The following is a 21,756-nucleotide window of genomic DNA, read 5'->3' as shown; positions in this document are numbered from 1 at the left end:
TTTTTTTTTATTTAAATTCTTTTTGAAATATATGCTTTGAACCACTCTTTTTTGCAAGGTTTATTTGCTTTTGTCTCATTCGAAATCTCTCTTTTTGAATTTGAGTTAAATTATCATGACAGTTTACACATGAAACACCCTCCTCATATTTTTTAGACTTCTTATCATTTGCTGAAACAGGTTTTCTACATCCACTGCATATTGAGTATGTACCAACTTCCAATCCATGTTTAACACTGATTCTGTTGTCAAAAACAAAGCATTCCCCATTCCATAGACTTTCTTTTTTCTTAACATTTTTTAAGTAATTTAAAATTCCACCTTTTAATTGAAAAACATTTTTAAAACCTTTTTTTTCTAAAAAAAATGAAGCTTTCTCACATCTTATTCCGCCAGTACAAAACATTGCAATTGGTTTTGTTTTTTTTAGTTTATTTAAGTATCGAGGAAACTCTCTAAAGTTATCAACATCAGGATTAATTGATCTTTTAAAAGTTCCAACATTATATTCGAATGGTTTTCTTGAGTCTAAAACTAATGTTTCTTTATCATTAATTAATTTATTCCATTTTTTTGGGTCAATATGATTATTTTTTTTATTTTTTGATGGTAAGGAAAGACCCATGGGGACTACTTCTTTTTTAATCTTAACTTTTGGTTTCTGAAATGGTTGAAATTTACTTTTTGAAATATTTTCACTATCGAACTTTTTAAAATCTAATATCTTTTTAATCTTCGTGATAGTTGACTTTAGATCAGTTGCTTTACCTGAGATTGTCGCATTTACTCCTTCACTAGCTATAATTACTGTTCCTCTGATATTTTTTTTGATTAAAAAATCTTGTAGTAAAATCTTATTTTTTTTTAAAGAGGTAAGTTTTTTAAATTTGTAAAAACCAAAAACATCAATCATTACAATACTCTACAAACAGTCATTCCATCACCTAAAGGGACAATGATTTGTTCCACTCTTTTATCGTTTGCAACATAAGTATTAAAATCTCTGATATTTATTGTATATTTATCTAAATTATCTTCATCAGCGACTTCACCATGCCACAAAACATTGTCTATAATAATTAATCCACCTTTATCTAATAACTTCAGTGATCTTTCGTAATATTCTTTATAATTCATTTTATCAGCATCAATGAAAACCATATCAAATTTACTATTCTTTAATTCATCTAAACTATCTAATGCAGGCTTAACAATTGTTTGAATTTTATTATCCAGATTAGCTTTTTTAAAAAAACTTACTGCAATCTTGTTGGTCTCTTTGTCTTTATCTAGTGCTGTAAGTTTGCCATCGTCTGCTAATGCTAATGCTATAGAAAGTGCACTTAACCCAGTAAAAGTACCAATCTCAAGTACATTTTTAATGTTAGAAGTTTTTATAATTAAATGAAGAAAATGACATTGAGATGTTGCTACTTGCATTCTCTTAACATCTCCAAGTGTATTATTGTAATCAATTATTTCTTGCTGAATGGGATTTAACTTTAAACTAAAGTTATTTATATATATTTCAAGTTTTTCAGTAATTTCAAGGTTCTTACCCATGATATTAAAGTTTCTTCTTCAATATCTCATTTATTAATTGAGGATTGGCTTTACCACTTGAAGCTTTCATTGCTTGCCCTACAAAGAAACCAAACAGTTTTTCTTTACCATTCTTGTATTCAATAGCTTTTTCCCTGTTATCATTGATAATCTTATCAATTAAAACTTCTAATGCTTTAGGGTCACTTTCTTGTTTTAAACCTTTTTCCTCAACAATTATTTGTGGATCTATGTCCCCATCCATCATTAATTCAAATATTGTTTTAGCTATTTTTCCAGAAATTGTTCCATTCTTAATTAGATTAATTAATTTTGCCAAATTTTTTGCACTTATTGGACTTTGTGTAATTTCTAAATTTTTATTATTTAAGACAGCAAATAATTCACCTGTAATCCAGTTAACGGCTAATTTCATATCTCGGTTTTTGCCCATTTTAGCGACAACTTCCTCAAAATATTTAGCTATATCAATGTCAGATACTAATATTGTAGCCTCGTAAGCAGAGACTTTAAACTCATCAATAAATCTTTTTTTCTTATCGTCTGGTAATTCTGGGATATCTGCTTTTAATTGTTCAATAAATTCATCAGTTACTTCTAATGGTAATAAATCTGGATCTGGAAAATATCGATAATCATGAGCATCTTCTTTAGATCTCATTGATCTTGTTTCATTTTTTTTAGTATCAAATAATCTTGTTTCTTGATTAATTTTTTTTCCTTCTTCAATTAAATCAACCTGTCTATTGGCTTCATAATCAATAGCCATTTGCATAAATTTAATTGAGTTAACATTTTTAATCTCACAACGAGTTCCAAGTTTGTCAGATCCTTTAATTCTAACAGAGATATTAACATCGGCTCTTAAAGATCCTTCCTGCATGTTTCCATCACATGTACCAAGATATCTTAAAATGGATCTTAATTTTTTAACATAAGCACTAACTTCATCTGGAGTTCTCATGTCTGGTTTACTAACAATTTCCATCAAAGCTACACCTGATCTATTTAAATCAACTAATGTATTTTGTGGGTCCATATCATGAATACTTTTTCCAGCGTCTTGTTCTAAGTGTAATCTTTCTATACCAACTTCCTTTTGACCATGTGCCATATCAAGAATGACTGTGCCCTCTCCTACTATTGGATATTTAAATTGTGAAATCTGATAACCTTGTGGAAGATCTGCATAAAAATAATTTTTTCTATCAAAAACTGATCTTTTATTAATTTGAGCTCTTAAACCTATGCCCGTTTTAATTGCTTGTTTTACACAGTATTCATTAATAACTGGAAGCATTCCTGGAAATGCAGCATCAACTAAACTCACTTGTGTATTAGGTTCAGCACCAAAGGTAGTTGATGAAGATGAAAATAATTTTGAATTAGATGTAACTTGCGCATGAACTTCAAGTCCAATTACCACTTCATAAACATTGTCTCGTCTTTCGATTAAATATTCTGAATTATCTTTTAACATCTATTTAATCCACCAGTCAGTAATTTTGTTATTAAACTGAATCTTCTCTTCCATAGCATAAGCAATGTTTAAAATATTTTGTTCATCAAAAGCTTTACCAATAATTTGTAGTCCCAATGGATAACCTTTAGTATCAACTCCTGCAGGTATAGAAATTGCTGGTAATCCAGCCAAATTAACTGGAACTGTAAATATATCATTTAAATACATTGAAACTGGGTCATTAGTTTTTTCACCAATTTTAAATGCTGCACTTGGTGTAGATGGAGTTAAAATTGCATCAACTTTTTTGTAAGCTTCATCAAAATCGTTTTTAATTAATTTTCTAACTTTTTGTGCCTTTAGATAATAAGCATCATAATAACCAGAGGACAAAACGTATGTTCCTATCATTATTCTTCTTTGAACTTCGCTACCAAAACCTTCAGATCTTGTCTTTTCATACATATCAATAAGGTTTTCACCTTTAGATCTAAAACCATATTTAACACCATCATATCTAGCTAAGTTTGAAGAAGCTTCAGCAGGAGCTACTATATAATAAGTAGGTAGAGCATAATTTGTATGCGGCAATGAAATTTCAACAATTTCAGCACCACAATCTTTTACATACTCAATTCCCTCAGTCCATAAATCCTCTATCTCTTTTGGCATTCCATCAATTCTATATTCTTTTGGAATTCCAATTTTCTTACCTTTGATATTGTTTGTTAATTCTTTGCTGTATTCATTTCTTTTAAAATCAATTGAAGTTGAATCTTTTTCATCATAAGTGCTAATAATTTCTTGAAGAAGTGCGCAATCTTTTACATCTTTAGACATTGGACCTGCTTGATCTAACGAAGATGCAAAAGCAACAATTCCATATCGTGAACAACTTCCATAAGTGGGCTTTAATCCAACAGTACCCGTAAATGAAGCAGGTTGTCTAATAGAACCACCAGTATCAGTTCCAATTGTGATGGGTGTTAAATTGGCTGCTAGAGCTGATGCAGAGCCTCCTGAAGAGCCTCCTGGTACCAAACTTTTATCTATTGGACTTTGTACATTTCCAAAAAAACTAGTTTCATTAGAAGAGCCCATTGCAAACTCATCACAATTTAACTTACCAAGCAATATTCCACCTTCATTCCAAATATTTTGAGTAACAGTAGATTCGTATGGTGGGATGAAATTATTCAAAATTTTACTACCTGCTGTAGTTTTTACATCTTTTGTGCAAAATAAATCTTTAACAGCAATTGGAACACCTGGAAGCTTTAAATCAAAATTAGGTTTTTGATCAAAATTTTTAGCTTTCAAAAGTGCGTTAGAAAAATCCTCAGTTATGTAAGCATTCAAATCTCTAGACTTTTCTCCTCTATCAATAAAAGCTTTAGTAGTTTCTTCAGAAGAAATCTTTTTATCTTTAATATTTTTAACTAATTCAGTTAAAGTGAGTGATGTGATATCTGACATTATTCAACAACCCTTGGTACTACAAAAAAATCTTCATTTTCATCTGGTGAGTTTTTTAATATTTGATCTCTTATATTTTCACTTTTAACCTCATCGACTCTTAATTTTAATGTGGTTTCTGCAACAGAAGTTAAGGGCACAACATTATCAGTATTGAGTTCATTCAATTTTTCAATGAAATCAAATATAGAGTTAAGATCTCCAGCTAATTTATTAGCTTTTGTATCATCAACAGAGATTCTTGATAATTTAGATATATGCTTTATTGTTTTAAGATCAATTGTCATGTGGTAATTAAATATGTCGGCAAACTATCACTTAAGTATAAAATATACAATATGATCACAATTGAAGATTTTAAAATAAAACACTCAAATAAGGTGAGATTTATTGGTTTAGATTTAGGGTCTAAAAGAATTGGTGTCTCAATTTGTGATGAAAGACAATCCATAGCCACACCCTTTAAAACCATAAATAAAACCAACACTAACGAACTAATTGATGAACTTAAGATGATAATTAAAGATAATAATATTGGTGGAATAATTGTAGGGAACCCAGTAAATATGGATGGCAGTCTAGGTAGATCTGCACAATCAGTTAATGACGTTGCATCGAACATATCAAAATCTATAGACCTACCAGTAATTTTGTGGGATGAGAGACTTTCGACAGTTGGCGCATTTAATCTATCAAGTTTATTGGACGTCAATGTTTCAAAAAGAGTTAAAACAATTGACCAAAACGCTGCAGCCTTTATTTTACAAGGTGCAATAGACTTTTTAAATAATTAATGCTTGCCATAGTGATGGTTAATAGTTATAGAGTTAATTTTAATGGCAACCAAAATAAATAAAGCTATTAAGGTTTCTCAAAAACACCTCCTAGGTATTCAAGATCTATCAATTAATGATGTTAATTTGATTTTAGAAGAAGCTAAAAGTTTCATTAAATTAAATCAAAGTAAAAACAAAAAACTAAATGTATTAAGTGGTAAAACTCAAATTAATTTGTTTTTTGAGCCCTCTACTAGAACACAGAGTTCATTTGAATTAGCTGGAAAAAGATTGGGTGCGGATGTTATGTCAATGAACATGGCAAATTCAGCTATTAAGAAAGGTGAAACACTAATAGATACCGCAATGACTTTAAATGCAATGCATCCAGACATAATTGTAATTAGACACCAAGATTCTGGGGCGTGTAATCTTTTATCTCAAAAAGTGAATTGTGCAGTACTTAATGCTGGTGATGGAAGTCGTGAACATCCTACTCAAGCTTTACTAGATGCTTTAACAATTATAAATCGAAAAAAAAAAATTGAAGGTTTAAGAGTTGCGATTTGTGGTGACATAACTCATTCACGTGTTGCAAGATCAAATATTTATCTTCTGAATATGCTTGGTGCAGAAGTTAACATTATTGCACCATCAAATTTAATGCCAAAAGAAATAGAAAAGTTTGGTGTAAATACATTTACAGATATGAAAAAAGGTTTGAAAGATTGTGATATTGTAATGATGTTGAGATTACAAAATGAAAGGATGACTAGCTCTTTCTTATCTTCTAACAGAGAATACTATGAATATTATGGACTAACACCAGATAAACTTGCACATGCAAAAAATGATGCTTTGATTATGCATCCAGGCCCTATGAATAGAGGGATAGAAATTGACACAAAATTAGCAGATGACATTAACAGAAGTGTAATTAAGGAACAGGTTGAATTAGGTGTTGCAGTAAGAATGGCTTGTTTAAAAATATTTTGTGAATAAATGAAAAAACAATATTTTATAAATGCAAATATAATTGACCCTTACAACTCTATCAATGAGAAAGGTGGATTAATTATTGGAGAAGATGGCTTAATTGAAGCTATCGGTAAAAAAGTAAACTCTAACAATATTCCTTCAAGAGAAAAAATAATAGATTTAAATGGTAAATATATATTCCCAGGTCTTGTTGATATGCGTGTCTTTGCAGGTGAACCTGGTTATGAATATAAAGAAAATTTTAGAACTCTAAGTAATGCAGCACTTGCAGGGGGGTTACTTCAGTTGTTACTATGCCTAATACGGACCCAATTATAGATAACGTTTCAATAGTAGATTTTTTAAAAAGACGTGGAAGAGACAAATCTAGAATTAATGTTTTTCCAAGTGCTGCACTTACCAAAAATATTGAAGGAACTAGCATGACTGAATTTGGTTTGCTTCAAACTAGAGGAATAATTGGATTTACTGATGGAGTTAAAACAATTCAAAATACTCAACTGATGTCGCGTATAATGAATTCAGCTAAAGATTTAGGCACACTCATCATGCAACACGCTGAAGATTACGATTTATCTAAAAATGGAATGATTAATTCTGGAATTATTGCAACTAAACTTGGATTATCTGGAATACCTGCTGTTGCTGAAAGAATAATTATTGAAAGAGATTTAACGTTGCTTGAAAATATTAAATGCAGATATCACATATCACAGATTTCAGCTGCAAAATCAGTTGAAATTATTGAGAAAAGAAAAAATAAAGTTAAATTTACAACAGGTGTCTCCGTAAATAACCTTTCATTAAATGAAAATGATATAGGAGATTTCAGAACTTTCTTAAAGTTATCACCCCCATTAAGAACTGAAGAAGATAGAATTGCTCTAGTGCAAGGATTAAAGGATGAAACGATAGACGTTATTGTATCTGATCACAAACCAGAAGATGAAGAACAAAAAAGATTGACGTTTGCACAAGCATCTACAGGGGCCTCTGGAATAGAAACGCTTTTATCACTAAGTCTGGAGTTATATCACAATGGCTCTCTTAAATTAGAAACTATAATTAAAGCTTTAACATCAAACCCTGCAAAGATTTTAAAAATTGATAAGGGCAATCTTTCAGTGGGTAATGAAGCAGATTTTTGTATTGTAGATATTGATAAGCCCTGGGTTGTCAAAAAAGATAAGCTTATCTCCAAATCAAAAAATACCTCCATCGAAGACAAAAAACTCCAAGGTAAAGTCACTAATACATTTGTAAAAGGTGAAGAATTATTTAAGTTATAATAATGGAATATTTAATTGTTGCATTAAGTTCATATTTATTGGGATCAATACCTTTTGGTTTTATACTTACAAAAATATTTTTAAAAAAAGATATTAGAGATATTGGCTCAGGAAACATTGGAGCTACAAATGCTCTTAGAACAGGTAATAAAACTTTAGGCTATGCAACTTTATTACTGGATATAACAAAAGCTGTATTGCCTGTTTTATATGTAAAATTTAATTATCCCGATTATATCTTTATTGCATCATTAAGCACCTTTTTAGGTCACGTTTTTCCAGTATGGCTTAAGTTTAAAGGGGGCAAGGGTGTTGCAACGTATGTTGGGATATTATTTTCGATAAACTTAGTTTTGGGTTTAGTATTTATTATTAGTTGGGCTGTTACATTTCTTATATCACAATACTCATCACTTTCATCACTAGTTGGTAGTTTAATGGTTCCAATTTATTTAATAAATTTTGAAAATTATAATTCAATATTTTTCATGATAATGTTTGTGCTTATATTCTACACACACAGAGAAAACGTCAAACGATTGAAAAACAAAGAAGAAACTAAGACTAAAATTTATTGATTTGACTATCTAAGTCTTTTAAGTAATTTGTTTAGTAATGAATCTTGTAGTCGTAGAAAGTCCAGCTAAAGCAAAAACTATCAATAAATATCTAGGTGATGATTATATTGTATTAGCAAGTTATGGTCATATTAGAGACCTTCCTTCAAAAAATGGTTCTGTTGATCCAGAAAATAATTTTAAAATGGAATGGGAAGTAGATAGTTTTTCTAAAAAATATCTTAAAGAAATTACAGATGCGGCTAAAATTTCATCAAAAATCATATTAGCAACTGACCCCGACCGTGAGGGAGAAGCGATTGCTTGGCATGTTAAAGAATATTTAAATGAGAAAAAATTAATTAAAGACAAGCATGTAGAAAGAGTTGTTTTTAATGAAATTACAAAAAAAGCTGTCATTCATGGAATTGAAAACCCACGTCAAATCGAGCCACTGCTTGTTGATGCTTATATGGCTAGAAGAGCCTTAGACTATTTAGTTGGCTTTAACATATCACCAATTTTGTGGACAAAACTGCCCGGTTCTAAATCTGCCGGACGTGTCCAGTCTGTTGCTTTAAAATTAATTACTGAACGAGAACATGAGATAGAACTTTTTGATCCTGAAGAATTTTGGACTTTAAGTGTTCAATTCAACGACAATGATAAAAATTCTATATTAGCAAGTATCACCCAATTAAATGATAAAAAAATTGAAAAATTTTCTTTTAAAAATAAAGCTGAAATTAATAAAGCAATTGAAGAAGTTAAGTCTAAGAAGTTCAATATAAATGACATCTCAAGCAAAATTGTTAACAGAAACCCTTCGGGCCCTTTTACTACCTCTACATTACAGCAAGTTTCCTCAGGTAGACTAGGATTTGGAGCATCACGTACAATGCAGATAGCTCAAAAACTTTATCAAGGTATAGAAATAGATGGTGAAACTATTGGTCTTATCACGTATATGCGAACAGATGGTACCAACTTATCTACGGACGCTATAGACACTTTCAGGAAATATATAAAAAATGAGTTTGGTGATGAATATGTTCCAGATAATGCAGCAAGTTATTCTGGAAAAAAAGCTAAAAATGCTCAAGAAGCACATGAAGCTATTAGACCTACAGATATTATGCGTGCACCAGATACAGTTAAAAAATACCTAAGTCCAGATCAACATAAATTATATGATTTAATTTGGAGTAGAGCCCTATCCTCTCAAATGAAATCCGCTCAATTTGATAGAAATACTATTACGATAATCTCAGATGATAATGGATCAATCTGTAAAGCTAGTGGATCTGTTATTAAGTTTGATGGCTTTCTAAAGGTTATGAAGGATACTAAAAAAGATGATGATGAAGATATCCTTCCTGAAATGAACAAAGGTCCAGTTAATATAGAAGCTTTATTAGATGAACAACATTTTACACAACCACCACCAAGATACTCAGAAGCAAGTTTAGTTAAAAAATTAGAAGAACTAGGTATTGGAAGACCCTCAACATATGCGAGTATAATATCCGTTATATCTACTAGAGGGTATGCGGAAGCAATTAATAAAAGATTTCACCCAACAGATCGTGGTAAACTAATTTCTGCCTTTCTTGAAAAACTTTTCTCTAAATATGTTGACTATAACTTCACAGCAAGTTTAGAAAATCAACTTGATGATATTACTACCGGTAAGGAAGGATGGATAAAAGTTCTAGAGTTATTTTGGAAAGACTTTAATCAAAATGTATCTGACGTTAAAGAGAAGAGAACTAGAGAAGTTTTAGATCTATTAAACGATAGTCTAGGAAGTTTAATTTTTGAAAGAGATACAGATGGAAATATTAATAGACAATGTAAGTTATGTGACAATGGATCATTAAGTTTAAAAAATAGTTTTAGAGGTGGTGCTTTTATTGGATGTTCAAATTATCCAGATTGTAAATTTACCAGACCCTTATCCAAAGCAAAAGCAACTGCTCAATCTCAACTAGCTGAACCAAAATTTATAGGTAAACATGAAAATGGAAATGATATGTACCTTAAAAATGGAAGGTTTGGTCTCTACTTACAGTATGAAAAAATTGAGGAAATAAAAGAAGAAATTATAGTTGAAACAAAAAAGAAAAAGAAAACAAAAAAAAAGAAGATAGAAAAAGAAGATAATAATTTAAGAAATGTCTCTATACCTAAAGGAATTACATTAGATAGCGTGGATCTTGATAGGGCTAAATTTTTATGTTCATTACCAAAAAGTTTAGGTATTAATCCTGAAAATCAAAAAGATATAATATTAAACTCAGGAAGATTTGGTCCATATTTGAAATGTGAAAACAAATCAGCAAGAATTGAAAATGTTGAGGAAATCTTTTCAATTGGTCTTAATAGAGCAATAACTCTGATAGCGGAGGCTAAACCCGGTAGAATGTCTGCATCAATTATAAAAGACCTAGGAGAACACCCTGAAGACAAAAAACCTGTTAGAGTAATGAAGGGACAATATGGGCCTTATATTAAATATAAATCTCTTAACGCAACAATTCCAGAGGAAAAAGACCCCTTAGAACTTAATATGGAAGAAGCTTTAATATTAATTGAGAAAAGAAAAGAATACGATAAAAATAAAAAAATTAAGAAAAAGAAAAAAAAATGAAAAAAATAATATTTATAACATTAATTACATCAGTGCTTATGTCTAATGCTATGGCTGAAAAAATTGATTGTAATCAGTTTGAAAAAGTTAGTGCAAAATACATAGAGTGTTCAGCAAAAAATCTAAAAGGTAAATCTTCAGAACTTAAATTAAAAGCAACGAATGGAGCTGAAGAACTTAAAGAAAAAATAACTACTAATGCTAAGAGTGGAAAAAAGAAATTTGACAAACTTAATTTAAAAGAAAAACTTGTTAAATTTAAAAATAGTAAAACATTAACTGAATTTATGGAGAAATAATAATGTCATATGAAGATAAAATAAAAGAATTAAACTTAGAACTGCCAGAGGCAAGAGATCCTGTTGGATCATATCTTGCGTCAAAACAAATTGGTAAAATGTTATTTATCTCAGGACAAATTTCTACCGCAGCAAATGGAGAATTAATCAAAGGTAAGGTTGGTAAGGATCTAAAAACTGAGGACGGATATGAAGCAGCTAAACGTTGTGGCCTAAGCATAATATCTCAAGTTAAAAAAGCTTGTGGCAATGATCTTTCAAAAGTAAAATCTTGTATAAAGCTTACAGGGTTTGTTAATTCAACAGAAGATTTTATAGAACAACCCAAAGTAATAAATGGTGCTTCAGATTTAATAGTTTCAGTTTTTGGAGACTCTGGAATGCATACAAGAGCAGCTGTTAGTACAAACAGTTTGCCACTTGGTGTGTCGGTCGAGGTTGATGCTATTTTTGAATTAAATTAATTTCCAATACTAAAATATTTAATTTTATTATCTTTCATTTTATCAACTGAGTAAATATTTCTCATATCAAAAATTGAGAACTTTTTATTTTTCACATCTTTTTTAAAGTTAATATTTTTAAAATCATTCCATTCTGTGTGAATAATAATTAAATCTGATTTTTTAATAGCCTCTTTAATATTGTTTGAAAAAATAACATTCTTAAATTTTTTAAAATCTAACTTTTCTCCAGTAGGATCAAAATAATTAATCTTTGCACCCTTTTTAATCAATGCAGGAATCATTTTTAGACTTGAAGAATCTCTCATATCATCTGTATTGGCTTTAAATGTTACCCCTAAGAAACAAATATTTTTATTCTTTATTTTATTTTTTAAAATATCAAAAACTTTTTTTAACATTAGTGATGATCTATTTTCATTTGATTTAATTACACTTTTAATAACTGTTAAATTAGTTTTAAATTTATCTGCGGTGGCTGTAATGGCCTTAGTATCTTTTGGAAAACAAGATCCACCATAAGCAGGACCAGCTCTTAAAAAACGGCTACCAATTCTATTATCGAGACCCATGCCAATAGAGATATCTTCAATGTTAACATTAATTTTTTCACATAAATTAGCTAGCTCATTAATAAAAGTAATCTTTGTTGCTAGAAAAGAATTAGAGGCATACTTTATTAATTCGGCTGCTCTTCGAGACGTATTAACGTACTTTGCACCTTTTGATATCAGTGGTGAATAAAGATTTTTTAAAATCTTATTAGATTTTTTATTATTTGTACCTATGACCACTCTATCAGGATAGGTAAAATCTCTTATAGCGTCACCTTCTCTTAAAAATTCAGGATTTGAAACTACTGAAAAAAGTTTTTTTGATACTTTTTTTGATATAATTTTTTCTATTTGATCTCCAGTTGTCACTGGAACGGTAGATTTAGTTATAACAATTTTATACTTTTTAATAGATTTACTAATCTGTTTTGCAACATTATATACTTGACTTAAGTCAGCATTATTTTCATTTTTTTTAGTGGGTGTGCCAACACAAATAAAAATTATGTCTGACTTTGAAATTGAATTTTTTAAATTCGTAGAGAATTTTAAACGATTATTTTTATAATTTTTAATAATTAATTCATCTAAACCAGGTTCGTATATGGGGATAATACCATTTTTTAAGTTGTCAATTTTATTTAAATCTTTATCAACACAAATAACGTCATTCCCTAAATCGGAAAAACAAACGCCGCTGACTAAGCCAACATACCCCGTTCCTATCATGCAAAGTTTCATTGTTTAGAAATCTCCAACGTTGATTTAATATAACCATTCATTGTTCCACAATCTAAGTATTTACCTGAAAAATTGTGACCAATAAATTTATTGTCGTCTTCTATTAAAGCTTGAATAGCATCAGTGATATGAAATTCACCACTTTTACCTGGTTTTAATGATTTTAATTTAGAAAAAATTGTTTTAGGTAATATATATCTTCCAATTACAGCATTATTAGAAGGTGAATTTTTTATAGAAGGCTTTTCAACAACATTGTTTATAATAAAATTATTTTTCCCAATTTTTTTTTTAATATTGTAGATACCCCATCTAGATACATCATTTTTATTAACCTTCATACTTGCCATAACCGATGCTTTAAATTTTTTATGCACGGCAATCATAGACTTAGAGCAGTTTTTTTTAATTATCAAATCATCAGGTAGCAACATTAAAAAATATTTATCTGTAATAAATTTCTTAGTCTTGTAAACAGCATCACCAGTTCCTAATGGTTTGTCTTGAAAAACAAATTTAATCATTTTTTTATATTTAAGAATTTTTTTATATTCTTTGATAATTTTTGGATCACTTTTTTTTTTAATGATATCTTTATAAAATTTATCATTATAAAAATATTTCTTTATCATCATTTTTTTTTTAGAAATAATAAATACAACTTCCTTAATACCTGCCTCGATACATTCTTCGAGAATATATTCAAGGCCTGGTTTTCCATTAATAGGTAGAAGCTCTTTTGCAAAAACACTAGTTAGTGGTAGTAGTCTAGTCCCAAGACCAGCTAAAGGAATTATAGCTTGTTTAATCATATAAATGTTTTACTTATTAATATTCTTATTACAAATGAAATTAATAAAAATAAAAACTGATTTAATTAAGGCAATTGAATTTGATAAAAGATTAGGTTTTGTCCCAACAATGGGAGCTTTACATGAAGGTCACAAAGCATTAATCAAAACATCACAAAAAAACTGCAAAAAAACATTAGTAAGTATTTTTATTAATCCAACTCAATTTAATAATAAAAAAGACTTTAAAACATATCCAAAAAACTTAAAGAAAGATTTGATTTACCTTAAAAAACTCAAAGTTGACTACGTATATTTACCAACTGTTAAACAAATTTATTGGAAAAAAAATGATAAAATTAAGTTAAATAAATTACAAAATATATTGTGTGCAAAATTTAGAAAAGGACATTTTGAAGGTGTGCTTGATGTTTTGGATCGTTTTATTGAATTAATTTCTCCACAAAAAATGTTTATGGGTGAGAAAGATTTTCAACAATTTTTCTTAGTTAAAAATTTTATTGAAAATAAGTACAATACTAAAGTTTACATATGTAAAACTATTAGGAATAAAAACAATTTAGCTTTATCTTCAAGAAACTCTTTATTAAATAAACAAAGTTTTGCTGCATCAGAAATAATTACAAAAAAATTACTAAAATTAAAAAAAGAGATCACTAGAAATACAAAGAATTACAAAAAGTTGATATTTATTTTAAAGAAAGAACTATTTAAAAACTTTGATATTAAAATTGAATATTTAGAATGTAGAAATACACACAATTTAAGTACCAATATTTTAAACAAACCTTTTAAACTTTTTGTGGCTTACTATATCGATAACGTCCGATTAATTGATAATTTTTAGAGAAAATAAGCACTAACACCAAGAAATGAAACAAAACCAATAACATCAGTAATAGTTGTTACAAATACACTTGATGCAATAGCAGGATCAATATCCATTTTTTTTAAAGTAATAGGTACTAAAATTCCAAATAATCCTGCAACAATCATTGTAACAATCATTGACATAGCAATTATTAGAGAAAGTAAAGAATCTTGAAACCAAATTTGCACTACAAAAGCGCTTATTATAGCAAATATAATACCATTTAAAATACCAATATTAAATTCTTTTAAAATATTTTGTGTAAAGTTATTTTTTGTTAAATCGTTTGTTGCTAATGTTCTAACAGTAACAGCCAAAGTTTGCATTCCAGCATTACCACCCATAGAAGCAACAATTGGCATAAGAAATGCAAGGACAACCATTTGCTCAATTGTTGCACCAAATAAACTAATAACCCATGTTGCAAGAAATGCTGTAAATAGGTTTAATAAAAGCCAGTTAAATCTTCTTCTAGTTTTCTTAAAAACCCCATCTGTAATTTCTTCATCCCCTACCCCAGCTAATCTCAAAGCATCTTCCTCGGCTTCTTCTTTTAATACCGTTAAGACATCATCATACATGATCATACCAACTAACTTGTTTGATTTGTCGACAACAGCTGCTGAATTTAAGTTGTAATTTTCAAACACATTACCAACTTCCTCTTTGTCCATATCAACAGGAATAAGTAGCTGAGATTCTGACATAATAGAAAGCATTTTAGTTTCTCTCGAAGTGGTTAAAACTTTTGATGATGGAACAGTTCCAATTGGCTTAAAACCTTCATCTATAATAAAAATTTCTAAAAATTCTTCAGGTAAATCTTTATTTTCTCTTAAATAATCAATTGTTTGACCAACAGACCAATTACTAGGTATAGCCGTAAAATCACGTTGCATTATTCTAGCAGCTGTGTCTTCTGGATAACTTAAACTTTCTAGTAAGGCAAATCTATCTTTTGGAGGTAAAGAGCTTAATATTGTATTCTTATCTTTTTCATCAACATTTTCTAAAATTGTTATCGCATCATCAGATTCAAGGTTTTTTAAAAGTCTAACAATAGTATCAGGTGATAGATAAGCTATTATTTCAGATTGTACCGACTCGTTTAATTCAATAAAAACTTCTGGATCGATATTAAAATTATTAAGTTTTATTAAACTTTCTCTATCATTTTGACTAAGATGTTCAATTATATCAGCTGCATCAGCTGGGTGCATCTCATTAAAAGAATTAGTAATAAATTGAGCATCATTATTAGCTATCTTAGAAGTAACAACTTTTATGTACTCTTTATTAAACTCAAAATTAACTTTTTTATCTTTTATTTTTTTTATTAAAGACATAAATTTACCTATAAATCAATTTTGCACTAATAGAGTATAATAAGAATAATACAATTTATAAATGAATATAGAGATTAAAAAGTCAATAAATCCAATAAAATATGAAGATGCAATAAAACTCCTTGAGGAAAGATTATTGGAGATAAATAATGGTAAAAAAGAGGATTTAATATGGATCTTAGAACATAAAGAAGTTTATTCAGCAGGTACAAGTTATAAAGAAAAAGAAATTCTTAATAAAAATATTAATCTAGTAAAAACAAACCGTGGAGGAAAAATTACTTATCATGGTCCAGGTCAATTGATTTGTTATTTTGTTATAGATTTAAAAAAAAGAAAAAAGGATATTAGAAAATTTATAACTTTAATTGAAGAGACGATTATTAATAGCTTATTAAAATTTAACATTGAAACATTTGGTGATCCAAAAAATATTGGTATTTGGAGTAAGCATAATGGTAAAATTAATAAAGTTGCAGCGATAGGTGTAAGGGTAAGCAAATGGATAGCTTATCATGGGTTTGCAATAAATATTAATAATGATCTTTCAAAATATAAAAACATTATTCCATGTGGTATTTCAGATAAAGGTGTAATCAATCTTAAAGAAATTAAAGATCAAGACTATAAGAATTTAGACGATGTTATTATTGAAACTTTTTCTAAGAATTTGGAAATCTAAGTCTTTTTGTCTTTAAAAGTTTTTTAAAATAATCTGGTAACAATGCTGTGTAGGTATATTTTTTATCATTAATCATAAATTTAATTTGATATGAATGAAGCATTAAATTTTTATTTATTGCTTTATCTGTGTTGCTAAATTTATATTTTTGGTCACCATAGATTGGGCATCCTACCGCATAAAGTTGTTTTCTTAATTGATGTTTTCTTCCTGTGATTGGTTTCATTTCAACTAGACTGCATATAGAATTTTTATCTAACACTTTGTAAAGTGTTCTAGCTTTTTCAACTACTTCTCTATCATTGTCATATCTGGTTAAATCATCATTCCACTCACCAGAGTCCTTTTGTAATTCTCCATGGCATATAGCTAAGTAAGTTTTATGAACCTTTCTAAGTCTAAATAAAGAGGTTAATAACTGGGCAGATTGTCTATGCTTTGCCATAATAAAAACTCCAGATGTATCTTTGTCAAGTCTATGTACAGAAAATGGTTTTGTGTCTTGAAAAATTTCACTACGAGCAAAAATATCTACAAGATTTTTTTTAGATTTAGTTCCACCTTGAACTGAAATACCAGAACTTTTATTAAGAACAATGAAATCATCATTATTATCAATTATTAATTCTTCATTCTCTTTAATGACTTCTTCTGAAGGTACAAATTTAATTGTCCTTTGAACAATTGTTTCTTTAAAATCAAAGTTGAATAAATCTATAATGTCACCTGTCTTTACTTTATGAGAACTTTTTATTTTTTTATTATTGATTTTAACTTTTCCACTTTTTAAACTTTTTTCAATTAAACCTTGGGGGTAATTACCGAGGTTATTACGTATCCATCTATCGATACGCATATCGTTATACGTTGAGTCAACGTTAAAAGACTTTTTCATGATGATATGATTTTATATAAAAAATTAAGCAGTAGCTAATTTTTTCTCTTCAGTTTTATCTTTTGCTGGATCTTTTTTCTTTCTATCAACTCTTTTTGCCTCAACATCTCTATCTACAAATTCTATTACAGCCATAGGTGCATTGTCACCATATCTAAAGCCAGCTTTGATAATTCTTGTATAACCACCATTTCTTGCTTCATATCTTTTTGACAAAGTTTTTTTGACTTTATTTGCAGATGTTATGTCTTGTAATTTAGACATTAACATTTTTGTTGTTTGAAGAGTTTCTTTTTTTCCTAAAGTTATGATTTTATCAGCTTGAGGTTTTAAGAATTTAGCTTTTGGAAGTGTTGTAGTGATCTGCTCATATTTTATTAAAGAATTAAGCATATTCTTCAATAAAGCTTTTCTATGTTCAGAAGTTCTATTTAACTTCTTATTAGCCATTCCGTGTCTCATTAGATCTGCTCCTCTAACTTTTTAGACATTTCAACTATATTATCTGGTGGCCAGTTTGGTATCTCCATACCTAAGTATAAAGACATACCAGTTAAAACTTCTTTTATTTCATTAAGTGATTTTCTTCCAAAGTTAGGTGTTCTAAGCATTTCACCTTCTGACTTTTGGACTAGATCTCCAATGTAAATAATATTATCATTTTTAAGACAATTCATAGAACGCACAGATAGTTCAAGTTCATCAACTTTTCTTAATAAATTTTTATTGAATTCAGGCTCAGATGAAACTTCTTTTACTGGTGCTTCAACAGGTTCGTCAAAATTTACAAACATATTTAGTTGATCTTGGAAAATTCTAGCAGAATACGCAACTGCGTCTTCAGCAGAAATTGATCCATTAGTTTCAACTTCCATGATTAATTTATCATAATCTAGGGCTTTTCCTTCCCTAGCAGTACTTATAGAGTATGAAACCTTCTTAACCGGACTATATAAAGAATCTATAGCAATTAATCCTAAAGGTGGTTCTTCTGGCTTATTCATCACTGCAGGAACATATCCCTTACCTGTTCCAACATTCATTTCCATATGGAAATGTGTATTTTCATCTAAATTACAAATAACTAAATCAGGATTTAAAATTTCAATATCGGTTACTGGTGCTATGTCAGAAGCTTTAATTTCTCCAGGACCTTTAGCATCTAAAATAAGTTTTTTAGTACCATCCGAAGAACTTTTTAGAGCTAATGATTTAACGTTTAAAACTATATCAGTTACATCTTCTCTAACACCTTTGATAGATGTAAATTCATGTAAAACACCATCAATTTGAATTGATGTAACGGCAGCACCTCTGATTGATGAAAGTAAAATTCTTCTTAAAGAATTCCCTAAAGTTAAACCATATCCTTTTTCTAAAGGTTCTGCGATAATTTTTGCATGAGATTTGTCATCACTAATTTTAACATCTAATTGAGCTGGTTTAATTAATGCTTTCCAATTTTTAGCATTTACATTTAAACTTTCCATTTATTAAACTCTCCTTTTTTTTGGTGGTCTTACGCCGTTATGTGGCATTGGTGTTGTATCTTTTATTGAAAGAATTTTAAATCCTCTCGCTTGTAAAGCTCTTAATGCAGTTTCTCTTCCTGAACCAGGTCCTTTAACTTCAACCGATAAAGTTTTCATTCCATATTCTAAAGCTTTAGATGCAGCAGAATCTGCAGCGATTTGCGCAGCATAAGGTGTTGATTTTCTTGAACCTTTAAAACCTTTTTGTCCGGCAGATGCCCAAGAAATTACATTTCCATTAGTATCTGCAATTGAAATTATTGTATTATTAAAAGTAGACTGTACGTAAGCGATACCGTTAAGAATATTCTTTTTTATTTTCTTTTTTTTTGAATAAGAGCTTTTCTTAGATTTTTTATCAACTTTTTTTTCTATAACAGCTTCTTTATTCTCAACTTTATCTACTTTAGCCATAAATTAATTATTTTTTAAGTGGAGTTAATTTTTTACCAGCAATTGCGATTGCTTTACCTTTTCTTGTTCTTGCATTACATCTTGTTCTTTGTCCTCTAACTGGAAGTTTTTTTCTGTGTCTAGATCCTCTATAGCACGCAAGATCAATTAATCTTTTAATAGTTAAAGAATAATCTCTTCTAAGATCACCTTCGACTTTAAAGTTAGCATCAATATATTCTCTAATTTTTAAAATATCTTCATCAGTAAGTTCATTAATTCTTTTTGCTTTAGGAATTTCTAAAGAAGTACAAATTTGGCTAGAAAATTTATCACCAATACCATAGATATACGTTAGTCCTATGTGAACAAGTTTATTTTGCGGAATGTTTACACCTGCTATACGAGCCATATTTTTGAGAATAAATTTAGCCTTTTATATAAGAAGATGTTCCAAAGTCAACGTCTTAAACCTTAAGAATTTCATTGATTTTATTGGTTATTTGATCAATTTCCCCTGCACCATCAATTTCAGTGAAATTTGAATTTTTTGAATAGAAATCTAATACTGGTTTTGTAGAAGACATGTAAGTATCGTATCTAGAAATAACAATATCAAGATTATCATCTTTTCTTTTCTTTAAATGCTCAACACCACAGGGGTGAAGTTCTATTTGCTCCTTATTGAAATATTCATTTAACGTCATATTGCACTTTTCACAGGTCATTCTGCCCATAATACGTTTTTCAATGATCTCTCTTGAAACATTTAGGAATATAGTGTGCCCTATTGTTTGATTAAACTCATTTAATATGACTTCTAAATTGACAGCTTGGTCGACATTTCTTGGATATCCGTCAAAAATAATTCTATCTCTATATTTTAGATTGGTTAATGATTGTCTCAATAAGATATTTACAATTTCATTTGAAACAAATTTTCCATTAGAGATCAATTTTTCAATATCAGTACCAAGTTTAGTTTTAGATTTTACTTCATCTCTTAACAGGTTCCCTGTAGATAATTGAAAGTAATTGTGTTTTTTAACAATAGACTGAGCTTGAGTCCCCTTACCTGCTCCTGGAGGACCAAAAAGAATTATATTCACTTAGTTATTTTCCGAATTTTGTTTTTTTAATTAATTGCTCATATTGAGAGCTCATTAATCTAGTTTGTATTTGCGTAACAGTATCAATTGCAACTACCACAACAATCAAAATAGAAGTACCACCTAGGTAAAAAGGTATTGGATAATTGGCAATTAAAAATTCTGGCATTAAACAAACCAATGTTAAATACAACGCACCAATTGTTGTAAGTTTTATTACAATCTTATCAATATACAAAGCTGTGTTTTCACCTGGTCTAATACCAGGAACAAATCCACCATATTTTCTTAAATTATCAGCAGTCTCAGTTGGATTAAATGTTATCGATGTATAGAAAAAAGTAAAAAATATTATTCCAGAGGCGTAAAGCAACATATAAAGAGGTTGCCCTTGTGTAAAGTATGAACTTAAGTTTAAGAATGTGTCATTATCTGAAAAACTAAAATTAGAAAAAGTTACAGGTAATAGCAGTAGTGCTGATGCAAAAATTGCTGGAATAACACCTGCTTGGTTAATTTTTAGAGGTAAATGAGAAGATTCACCACCATACATTTTATTTCCCATTTGTCTTTTAGGATAATTTATTAAAATTTTTCTTAATGCTCTTTCCATGAAAACGATGAACATTATTGTTGCAACTAATAATACAAAAATTCCAATAATCATAATTGTAGATACTGCACCTGTTCTACCAAGTTCAAATGTAGTAACTAGAGCACGTGGAATTTCAGCAACAATACCAGCAAAAATAATCAATGAAATACCATTACCAATACCTCTTTGTGTTATTTGTTCACCAAGCCACATTAAAAACATTGTACCAGCAACAATAGTTGAGACTGCTGTTACCGTAAAAAATAGTCCTGGGTTAATAACTAAATCAGGAGAAGATTGTAGGCCTATAGATAAACCATAACCTTGAACAAGAGCAAGTAACACGGTTCCATATCTTGTAATCTGGGTAATTTTAGCTCTTCCAGTTTCACCTTGTGCCTTTAAATTTTTAAAATAATCAGATACGCCAGTTAACAACTGAACTATGATTGAAGATGAAATATAAGGCATAATTCCAAGTGCGAATATAGCCATTCTACTTACAGCACCTCCAGAAAAAACATTAAACATTCCAAGTAATCCTTTTTGATTACCACTCATCATTGTTTGTAATTGCTCAGGGTCAATACCTGGAATTGGTACAAAAGTACCAAATCTATAAACTGCTAAAATAAATATTGTAAAAATTATTCTATTTTTAAGATCATTAGTTTGAGAAGATGAGCTCATA

General features: G+C 29.2%; 23 protein-coding genes and 1 pseudogene. 9 read left to right on the top strand and 15 right to left on the bottom strand.

The window, feature by feature from the left end; translation table 11 throughout:
* Positions 1 to 7 precede the first annotated feature (7 nt).
* From trhO to gatC, 5 genes are read right to left on the bottom strand one after another with little or no spacing between them, the layout of a single operon-like run.
* Positions 8 to 913 carry an oxygen-dependent tRNA uridine(34) hydroxylase TrhO gene (gene trhO / locus E5R92_RS00660; protein ID WP_168606201.1) on the bottom strand — a complete coding sequence of 302 codons (906 nt, stop codon included), beginning with the start codon at positions 911 to 913 and terminating at the stop codon, positions 8 to 10.
* On the bottom strand, positions 913 to 1,563 hold the full coding sequence (locus E5R92_RS00655; protein WP_168606200.1) for an O-methyltransferase: 651 nt from the start codon (positions 1,561 to 1,563) through the stop codon (positions 913 to 915). The genes trhO and E5R92_RS00655 overlap by 1 nt, the downstream gene beginning before the upstream one ends.
* Before the next feature lie 4 nt (positions 1,564 to 1,567).
* The gene (gene gatB / locus E5R92_RS00650; protein WP_168606199.1) at positions 1,568 to 3,043 is read right to left on the bottom strand and encodes an Asp-tRNA(Asn)/Glu-tRNA(Gln) amidotransferase subunit GatB; all 1,476 of its coding nucleotides are present in this window, start codon (positions 3,041 to 3,043) and stop codon (positions 1,568 to 1,570) included.
* Positions 3,044 to 4,501, bottom strand: coding sequence for an Asp-tRNA(Asn)/Glu-tRNA(Gln) amidotransferase subunit GatA (gene gatA, locus E5R92_RS00645; RefSeq protein WP_168606198.1), 1,458 nt, complete (start codon positions 4,499 to 4,501; stop codon positions 3,044 to 3,046). It abuts the gene before it with no gap.
* The gene (gene gatC / locus E5R92_RS00640) at positions 4,501 to 4,788 is read right to left on the bottom strand and encodes an Asp-tRNA(Asn)/Glu-tRNA(Gln) amidotransferase subunit GatC (RefSeq protein ID WP_168606197.1); all 288 of its coding nucleotides are present in this window, start codon (positions 4,786 to 4,788) and stop codon (positions 4,501 to 4,503) included. The genes gatA and gatC overlap by 1 nt, the downstream gene beginning before the upstream one ends.
* A gap of 51 nt (positions 4,789 to 4,839) precedes the next feature.
* Between gatC and ruvX the strand changes: the two genes are divergently transcribed.
* The 7 genes and pseudogenes from ruvX (at position 4,840) to E5R92_RS00605 (ending at position 11,535) form a co-directional block, all read left to right on the top strand.
* Positions 4,840 to 5,295: a Holliday junction resolvase RuvX gene (gene ruvX / locus E5R92_RS00635; RefSeq protein ID WP_168606196.1), complete on the top strand. Its 456-nt coding sequence runs from the start codon at positions 4,840 to 4,842 to the stop codon at positions 5,293 to 5,295.
* Positions 5,296 to 5,337: 42 nt separating this feature from the next.
* A complete protein-coding gene (locus tag E5R92_RS00630) occupies positions 5,338 to 6,279 on the top strand; it encodes an aspartate carbamoyltransferase catalytic subunit (RefSeq protein WP_168606195.1) in 942 nt (313 codons plus the stop codon).
* Positions 6,280 to 7,565, top strand: a pseudogene (gene pyrC / locus E5R92_RS00625) (dihydroorotase).
* Between the two features lie 2 nt (positions 7,566 to 7,567).
* Positions 7,568 to 8,143 carry a glycerol-3-phosphate 1-O-acyltransferase PlsY gene (gene plsY / locus E5R92_RS00620; RefSeq protein ID WP_168606194.1) on the top strand — a complete coding sequence of 192 codons (576 nt, stop codon included), beginning with the start codon at positions 7,568 to 7,570 and terminating at the stop codon, positions 8,141 to 8,143.
* Positions 8,144 to 8,180: 37 nt separating this feature from the next.
* On the top strand, positions 8,181 to 10,772 hold the full coding sequence (gene topA, locus E5R92_RS00615; protein ID WP_168606193.1) for a type I DNA topoisomerase: 2,592 nt from the start codon (positions 8,181 to 8,183) through the stop codon (positions 10,770 to 10,772).
* Complete coding sequence (locus tag E5R92_RS00610; protein ID WP_168606192.1) at positions 10,769 to 11,071, top strand: hypothetical protein; 303 nt, start codon at positions 10,769 to 10,771, stop codon at positions 11,069 to 11,071. The genes topA and E5R92_RS00610 overlap by 4 nt, the downstream gene beginning before the upstream one ends.
* Positions 11,072 to 11,073: 2 nt before the next feature.
* Positions 11,074 to 11,535 carry a RidA family protein gene (locus E5R92_RS00605; protein WP_168606191.1) on the top strand — a complete coding sequence of 154 codons (462 nt, stop codon included), beginning with the start codon at positions 11,074 to 11,076 and terminating at the stop codon, positions 11,533 to 11,535.
* Here E5R92_RS00605 and E5R92_RS00600 read toward each other — a convergent pair.
* Both E5R92_RS00600 and E5R92_RS00595 read right to left on the bottom strand, forming a co-directional pair.
* The gene (locus E5R92_RS00600; RefSeq protein WP_168606190.1) at positions 11,532 to 12,830 is read right to left on the bottom strand and encodes a UDP-glucose dehydrogenase family protein; all 1,299 of its coding nucleotides are present in this window, start codon (positions 12,828 to 12,830) and stop codon (positions 11,532 to 11,534) included. The genes E5R92_RS00605 and E5R92_RS00600 overlap by 4 nt on opposite strands.
* Positions 12,827 to 13,642 carry a sugar phosphate nucleotidyltransferase gene (locus E5R92_RS00595; RefSeq protein ID WP_168606189.1) on the bottom strand — a complete coding sequence of 272 codons (816 nt, stop codon included), beginning with the start codon at positions 13,640 to 13,642 and terminating at the stop codon, positions 12,827 to 12,829. The genes E5R92_RS00600 and E5R92_RS00595 overlap by 4 nt, the downstream gene beginning before the upstream one ends.
* Before the next feature lie 4 nt (positions 13,643 to 13,646).
* Between E5R92_RS00595 and panC the strand changes: the two genes are divergently transcribed.
* Positions 13,647 to 14,489, top strand: a complete 843-nt coding sequence (panC, locus tag E5R92_RS00590) for a pantoate--beta-alanine ligase (RefSeq protein ID WP_168606188.1) — start codon at positions 13,647 to 13,649, stop codon at positions 14,487 to 14,489.
* Here panC and mgtE read toward each other — a convergent pair.
* The gene (gene mgtE, locus E5R92_RS00585) at positions 14,486 to 15,859 is read right to left on the bottom strand and encodes a magnesium transporter (protein ID WP_168606187.1); all 1,374 of its coding nucleotides are present in this window, start codon (positions 15,857 to 15,859) and stop codon (positions 14,486 to 14,488) included. The two genes, panC and mgtE, sit on opposite strands and share 4 nt — an antisense overlap.
* Positions 15,860 to 15,920: 61 nt before the next feature.
* Here mgtE and lipB point away from each other — a divergent pair, with 61 nt between their 5' ends.
* The gene (gene lipB / locus E5R92_RS00580; protein WP_168606186.1) at positions 15,921 to 16,541 is read left to right on the top strand and encodes a lipoyl(octanoyl) transferase LipB; all 621 of its coding nucleotides are present in this window, start codon (positions 15,921 to 15,923) and stop codon (positions 16,539 to 16,541) included.
* Here the strand turns inward: lipB and E5R92_RS00575 are convergent.
* From E5R92_RS00575 to secY, 7 genes are read right to left on the bottom strand one after another with little or no spacing between them, the layout of a single operon-like run.
* Positions 16,522 to 17,436: an RluA family pseudouridine synthase gene (locus E5R92_RS00575; RefSeq protein WP_168606185.1), complete on the bottom strand. Its 915-nt coding sequence runs from the start codon at positions 17,434 to 17,436 to the stop codon at positions 16,522 to 16,524. The genes lipB and E5R92_RS00575 overlap by 20 nt on opposite strands.
* Positions 17,437 to 17,460: 24 nt before the next feature.
* On the bottom strand, positions 17,461 to 17,898 hold the full coding sequence (gene rplQ, locus E5R92_RS00570; protein ID WP_006996835.1) for a 50S ribosomal protein L17: 438 nt from the start codon (positions 17,896 to 17,898) through the stop codon (positions 17,461 to 17,463).
* Entirely contained in the window at positions 17,898 to 18,926 is a 1,029-nt protein-coding gene (locus tag E5R92_RS00565; protein ID WP_168606184.1) for a DNA-directed RNA polymerase subunit alpha, read from the bottom strand. Before E5R92_RS00565 ends, rplQ begins: the two co-directional genes overlap by 1 nt.
* 3 nt (positions 18,927 to 18,929) lie before the next feature.
* Positions 18,930 to 19,382, bottom strand: coding sequence for a 30S ribosomal protein S11 (gene rpsK / locus E5R92_RS00560; RefSeq protein ID WP_168606183.1), 453 nt, complete (start codon positions 19,380 to 19,382; stop codon positions 18,930 to 18,932).
* Positions 19,383 to 19,389: 7 nt separating this feature from the next.
* On the bottom strand, positions 19,390 to 19,773 hold the full coding sequence (gene rpsM, locus E5R92_RS00555; RefSeq protein ID WP_168606182.1) for a 30S ribosomal protein S13: 384 nt from the start codon (positions 19,771 to 19,773) through the stop codon (positions 19,390 to 19,392).
* A gap of 55 nt (positions 19,774 to 19,828) precedes the next feature.
* Entirely contained in the window at positions 19,829 to 20,470 is a 642-nt protein-coding gene (locus tag E5R92_RS00550) for an adenylate kinase (protein WP_168606181.1), read from the bottom strand.
* Positions 20,471 to 20,474: 4 nt separating this feature from the next.
* Positions 20,475 to 21,755, bottom strand: a complete 1,281-nt coding sequence (gene secY / locus E5R92_RS00545; RefSeq protein ID WP_168606180.1) for a preprotein translocase subunit SecY — start codon at positions 21,753 to 21,755, stop codon at positions 20,475 to 20,477.
* Position 21,756: the final 1 nt, after the last annotated feature.

This window comes from Candidatus Pelagibacter giovannonii, from assembly GCF_012276695.1.
GTDB classification, from domain to species: domain Bacteria; phylum Pseudomonadota; class Alphaproteobacteria; order Pelagibacterales; family Pelagibacteraceae; genus Pelagibacter; species Pelagibacter giovannonii.
The sequence above is the reverse complement of the archived record's forward strand: the minus strand, read 5'-3'. Positions and strand labels throughout refer to the sequence as shown.

Bases quoted from the DNA above. Each gene is read 5' to 3' on its own strand.
- trhO (WP_168606201.1), bottom strand. From the start codon at position 913: ATGATTGATGTTTTTGGTTTTTACAAATTTAAAAAACTTACCTCTTTA.
- E5R92_RS00655 (WP_168606200.1), bottom strand. From the start codon at position 1,563: ATGGGTAAGAACCTTGAAATTACTGAAAAACTTGAAATATATATAAAT.
- gatB (WP_168606199.1), bottom strand. From the start codon at position 3,043: ATGTTAAAAGATAATTCAGAATATTTAATCGAAAGACGAGACAATGTT.
- gatA (WP_168606198.1), bottom strand. From the start codon at position 4,501: ATGTCAGATATCACATCACTCACTTTAACTGAATTAGTTAAAAATATT.
- gatC (WP_168606197.1), bottom strand. From the start codon at position 4,788: ATGACAATTGATCTTAAAACAATAAAGCATATATCTAAATTATCAAGA.
- ruvX (WP_168606196.1), top strand. From the start codon at position 4,840: ATGATCACAATTGAAGATTTTAAAATAAAACACTCAAATAAGGTGAGA.
- E5R92_RS00630 (WP_168606195.1), top strand. From the start codon at position 5,338: ATGGCAACCAAAATAAATAAAGCTATTAAGGTTTCTCAAAAACACCTC.
- plsY (WP_168606194.1), top strand. From the start codon at position 7,568: ATGGAATATTTAATTGTTGCATTAAGTTCATATTTATTGGGATCAATA.
- topA (WP_168606193.1), top strand. From the start codon at position 8,181: ATGAATCTTGTAGTCGTAGAAAGTCCAGCTAAAGCAAAAACTATCAAT.
- E5R92_RS00610 (WP_168606192.1), top strand. From the start codon at position 10,769: ATGAAAAAAATAATATTTATAACATTAATTACATCAGTGCTTATGTCT.
- E5R92_RS00605 (WP_168606191.1), top strand. From the start codon at position 11,074: ATGTCATATGAAGATAAAATAAAAGAATTAAACTTAGAACTGCCAGAG.
- E5R92_RS00600 (WP_168606190.1), bottom strand. From the start codon at position 12,830: ATGAAACTTTGCATGATAGGAACGGGGTATGTTGGCTTAGTCAGCGGC.
- E5R92_RS00595 (WP_168606189.1), bottom strand. From the start codon at position 13,642: ATGATTAAACAAGCTATAATTCCTTTAGCTGGTCTTGGGACTAGACTA.
- panC (WP_168606188.1), top strand. From the start codon at position 13,647: ATGTTTTACTTATTAATATTCTTATTACAAATGAAATTAATAAAAATA.
- mgtE (WP_168606187.1), bottom strand. From the start codon at position 15,859: ATGTCTTTAATAAAAAAAATAAAAGATAAAAAAGTTAATTTTGAGTTT.
- lipB (WP_168606186.1), top strand. From the start codon at position 15,921: ATGAATATAGAGATTAAAAAGTCAATAAATCCAATAAAATATGAAGAT.
- E5R92_RS00575 (WP_168606185.1), bottom strand. From the start codon at position 17,436: ATGAAAAAGTCTTTTAACGTTGACTCAACGTATAACGATATGCGTATC.
- rplQ (WP_006996835.1), bottom strand. From the start codon at position 17,898: ATGAGACACGGAATGGCTAATAAGAAGTTAAATAGAACTTCTGAACAT.
- E5R92_RS00565 (WP_168606184.1), bottom strand. From the start codon at position 18,926: ATGGAAAGTTTAAATGTAAATGCTAAAAATTGGAAAGCATTAATTAAA.
- rpsK (WP_168606183.1), bottom strand. From the start codon at position 19,382: ATGGCTAAAGTAGATAAAGTTGAGAATAAAGAAGCTGTTATAGAAAAA.
- rpsM (WP_168606182.1), bottom strand. From the start codon at position 19,773: ATGGCTCGTATAGCAGGTGTAAACATTCCGCAAAATAAACTTGTTCAC.
- secY (WP_168606180.1), bottom strand. From the start codon at position 21,755: ATGAGCTCATCTTCTCAAACTAATGATCTTAAAAATAGAATAATTTTT.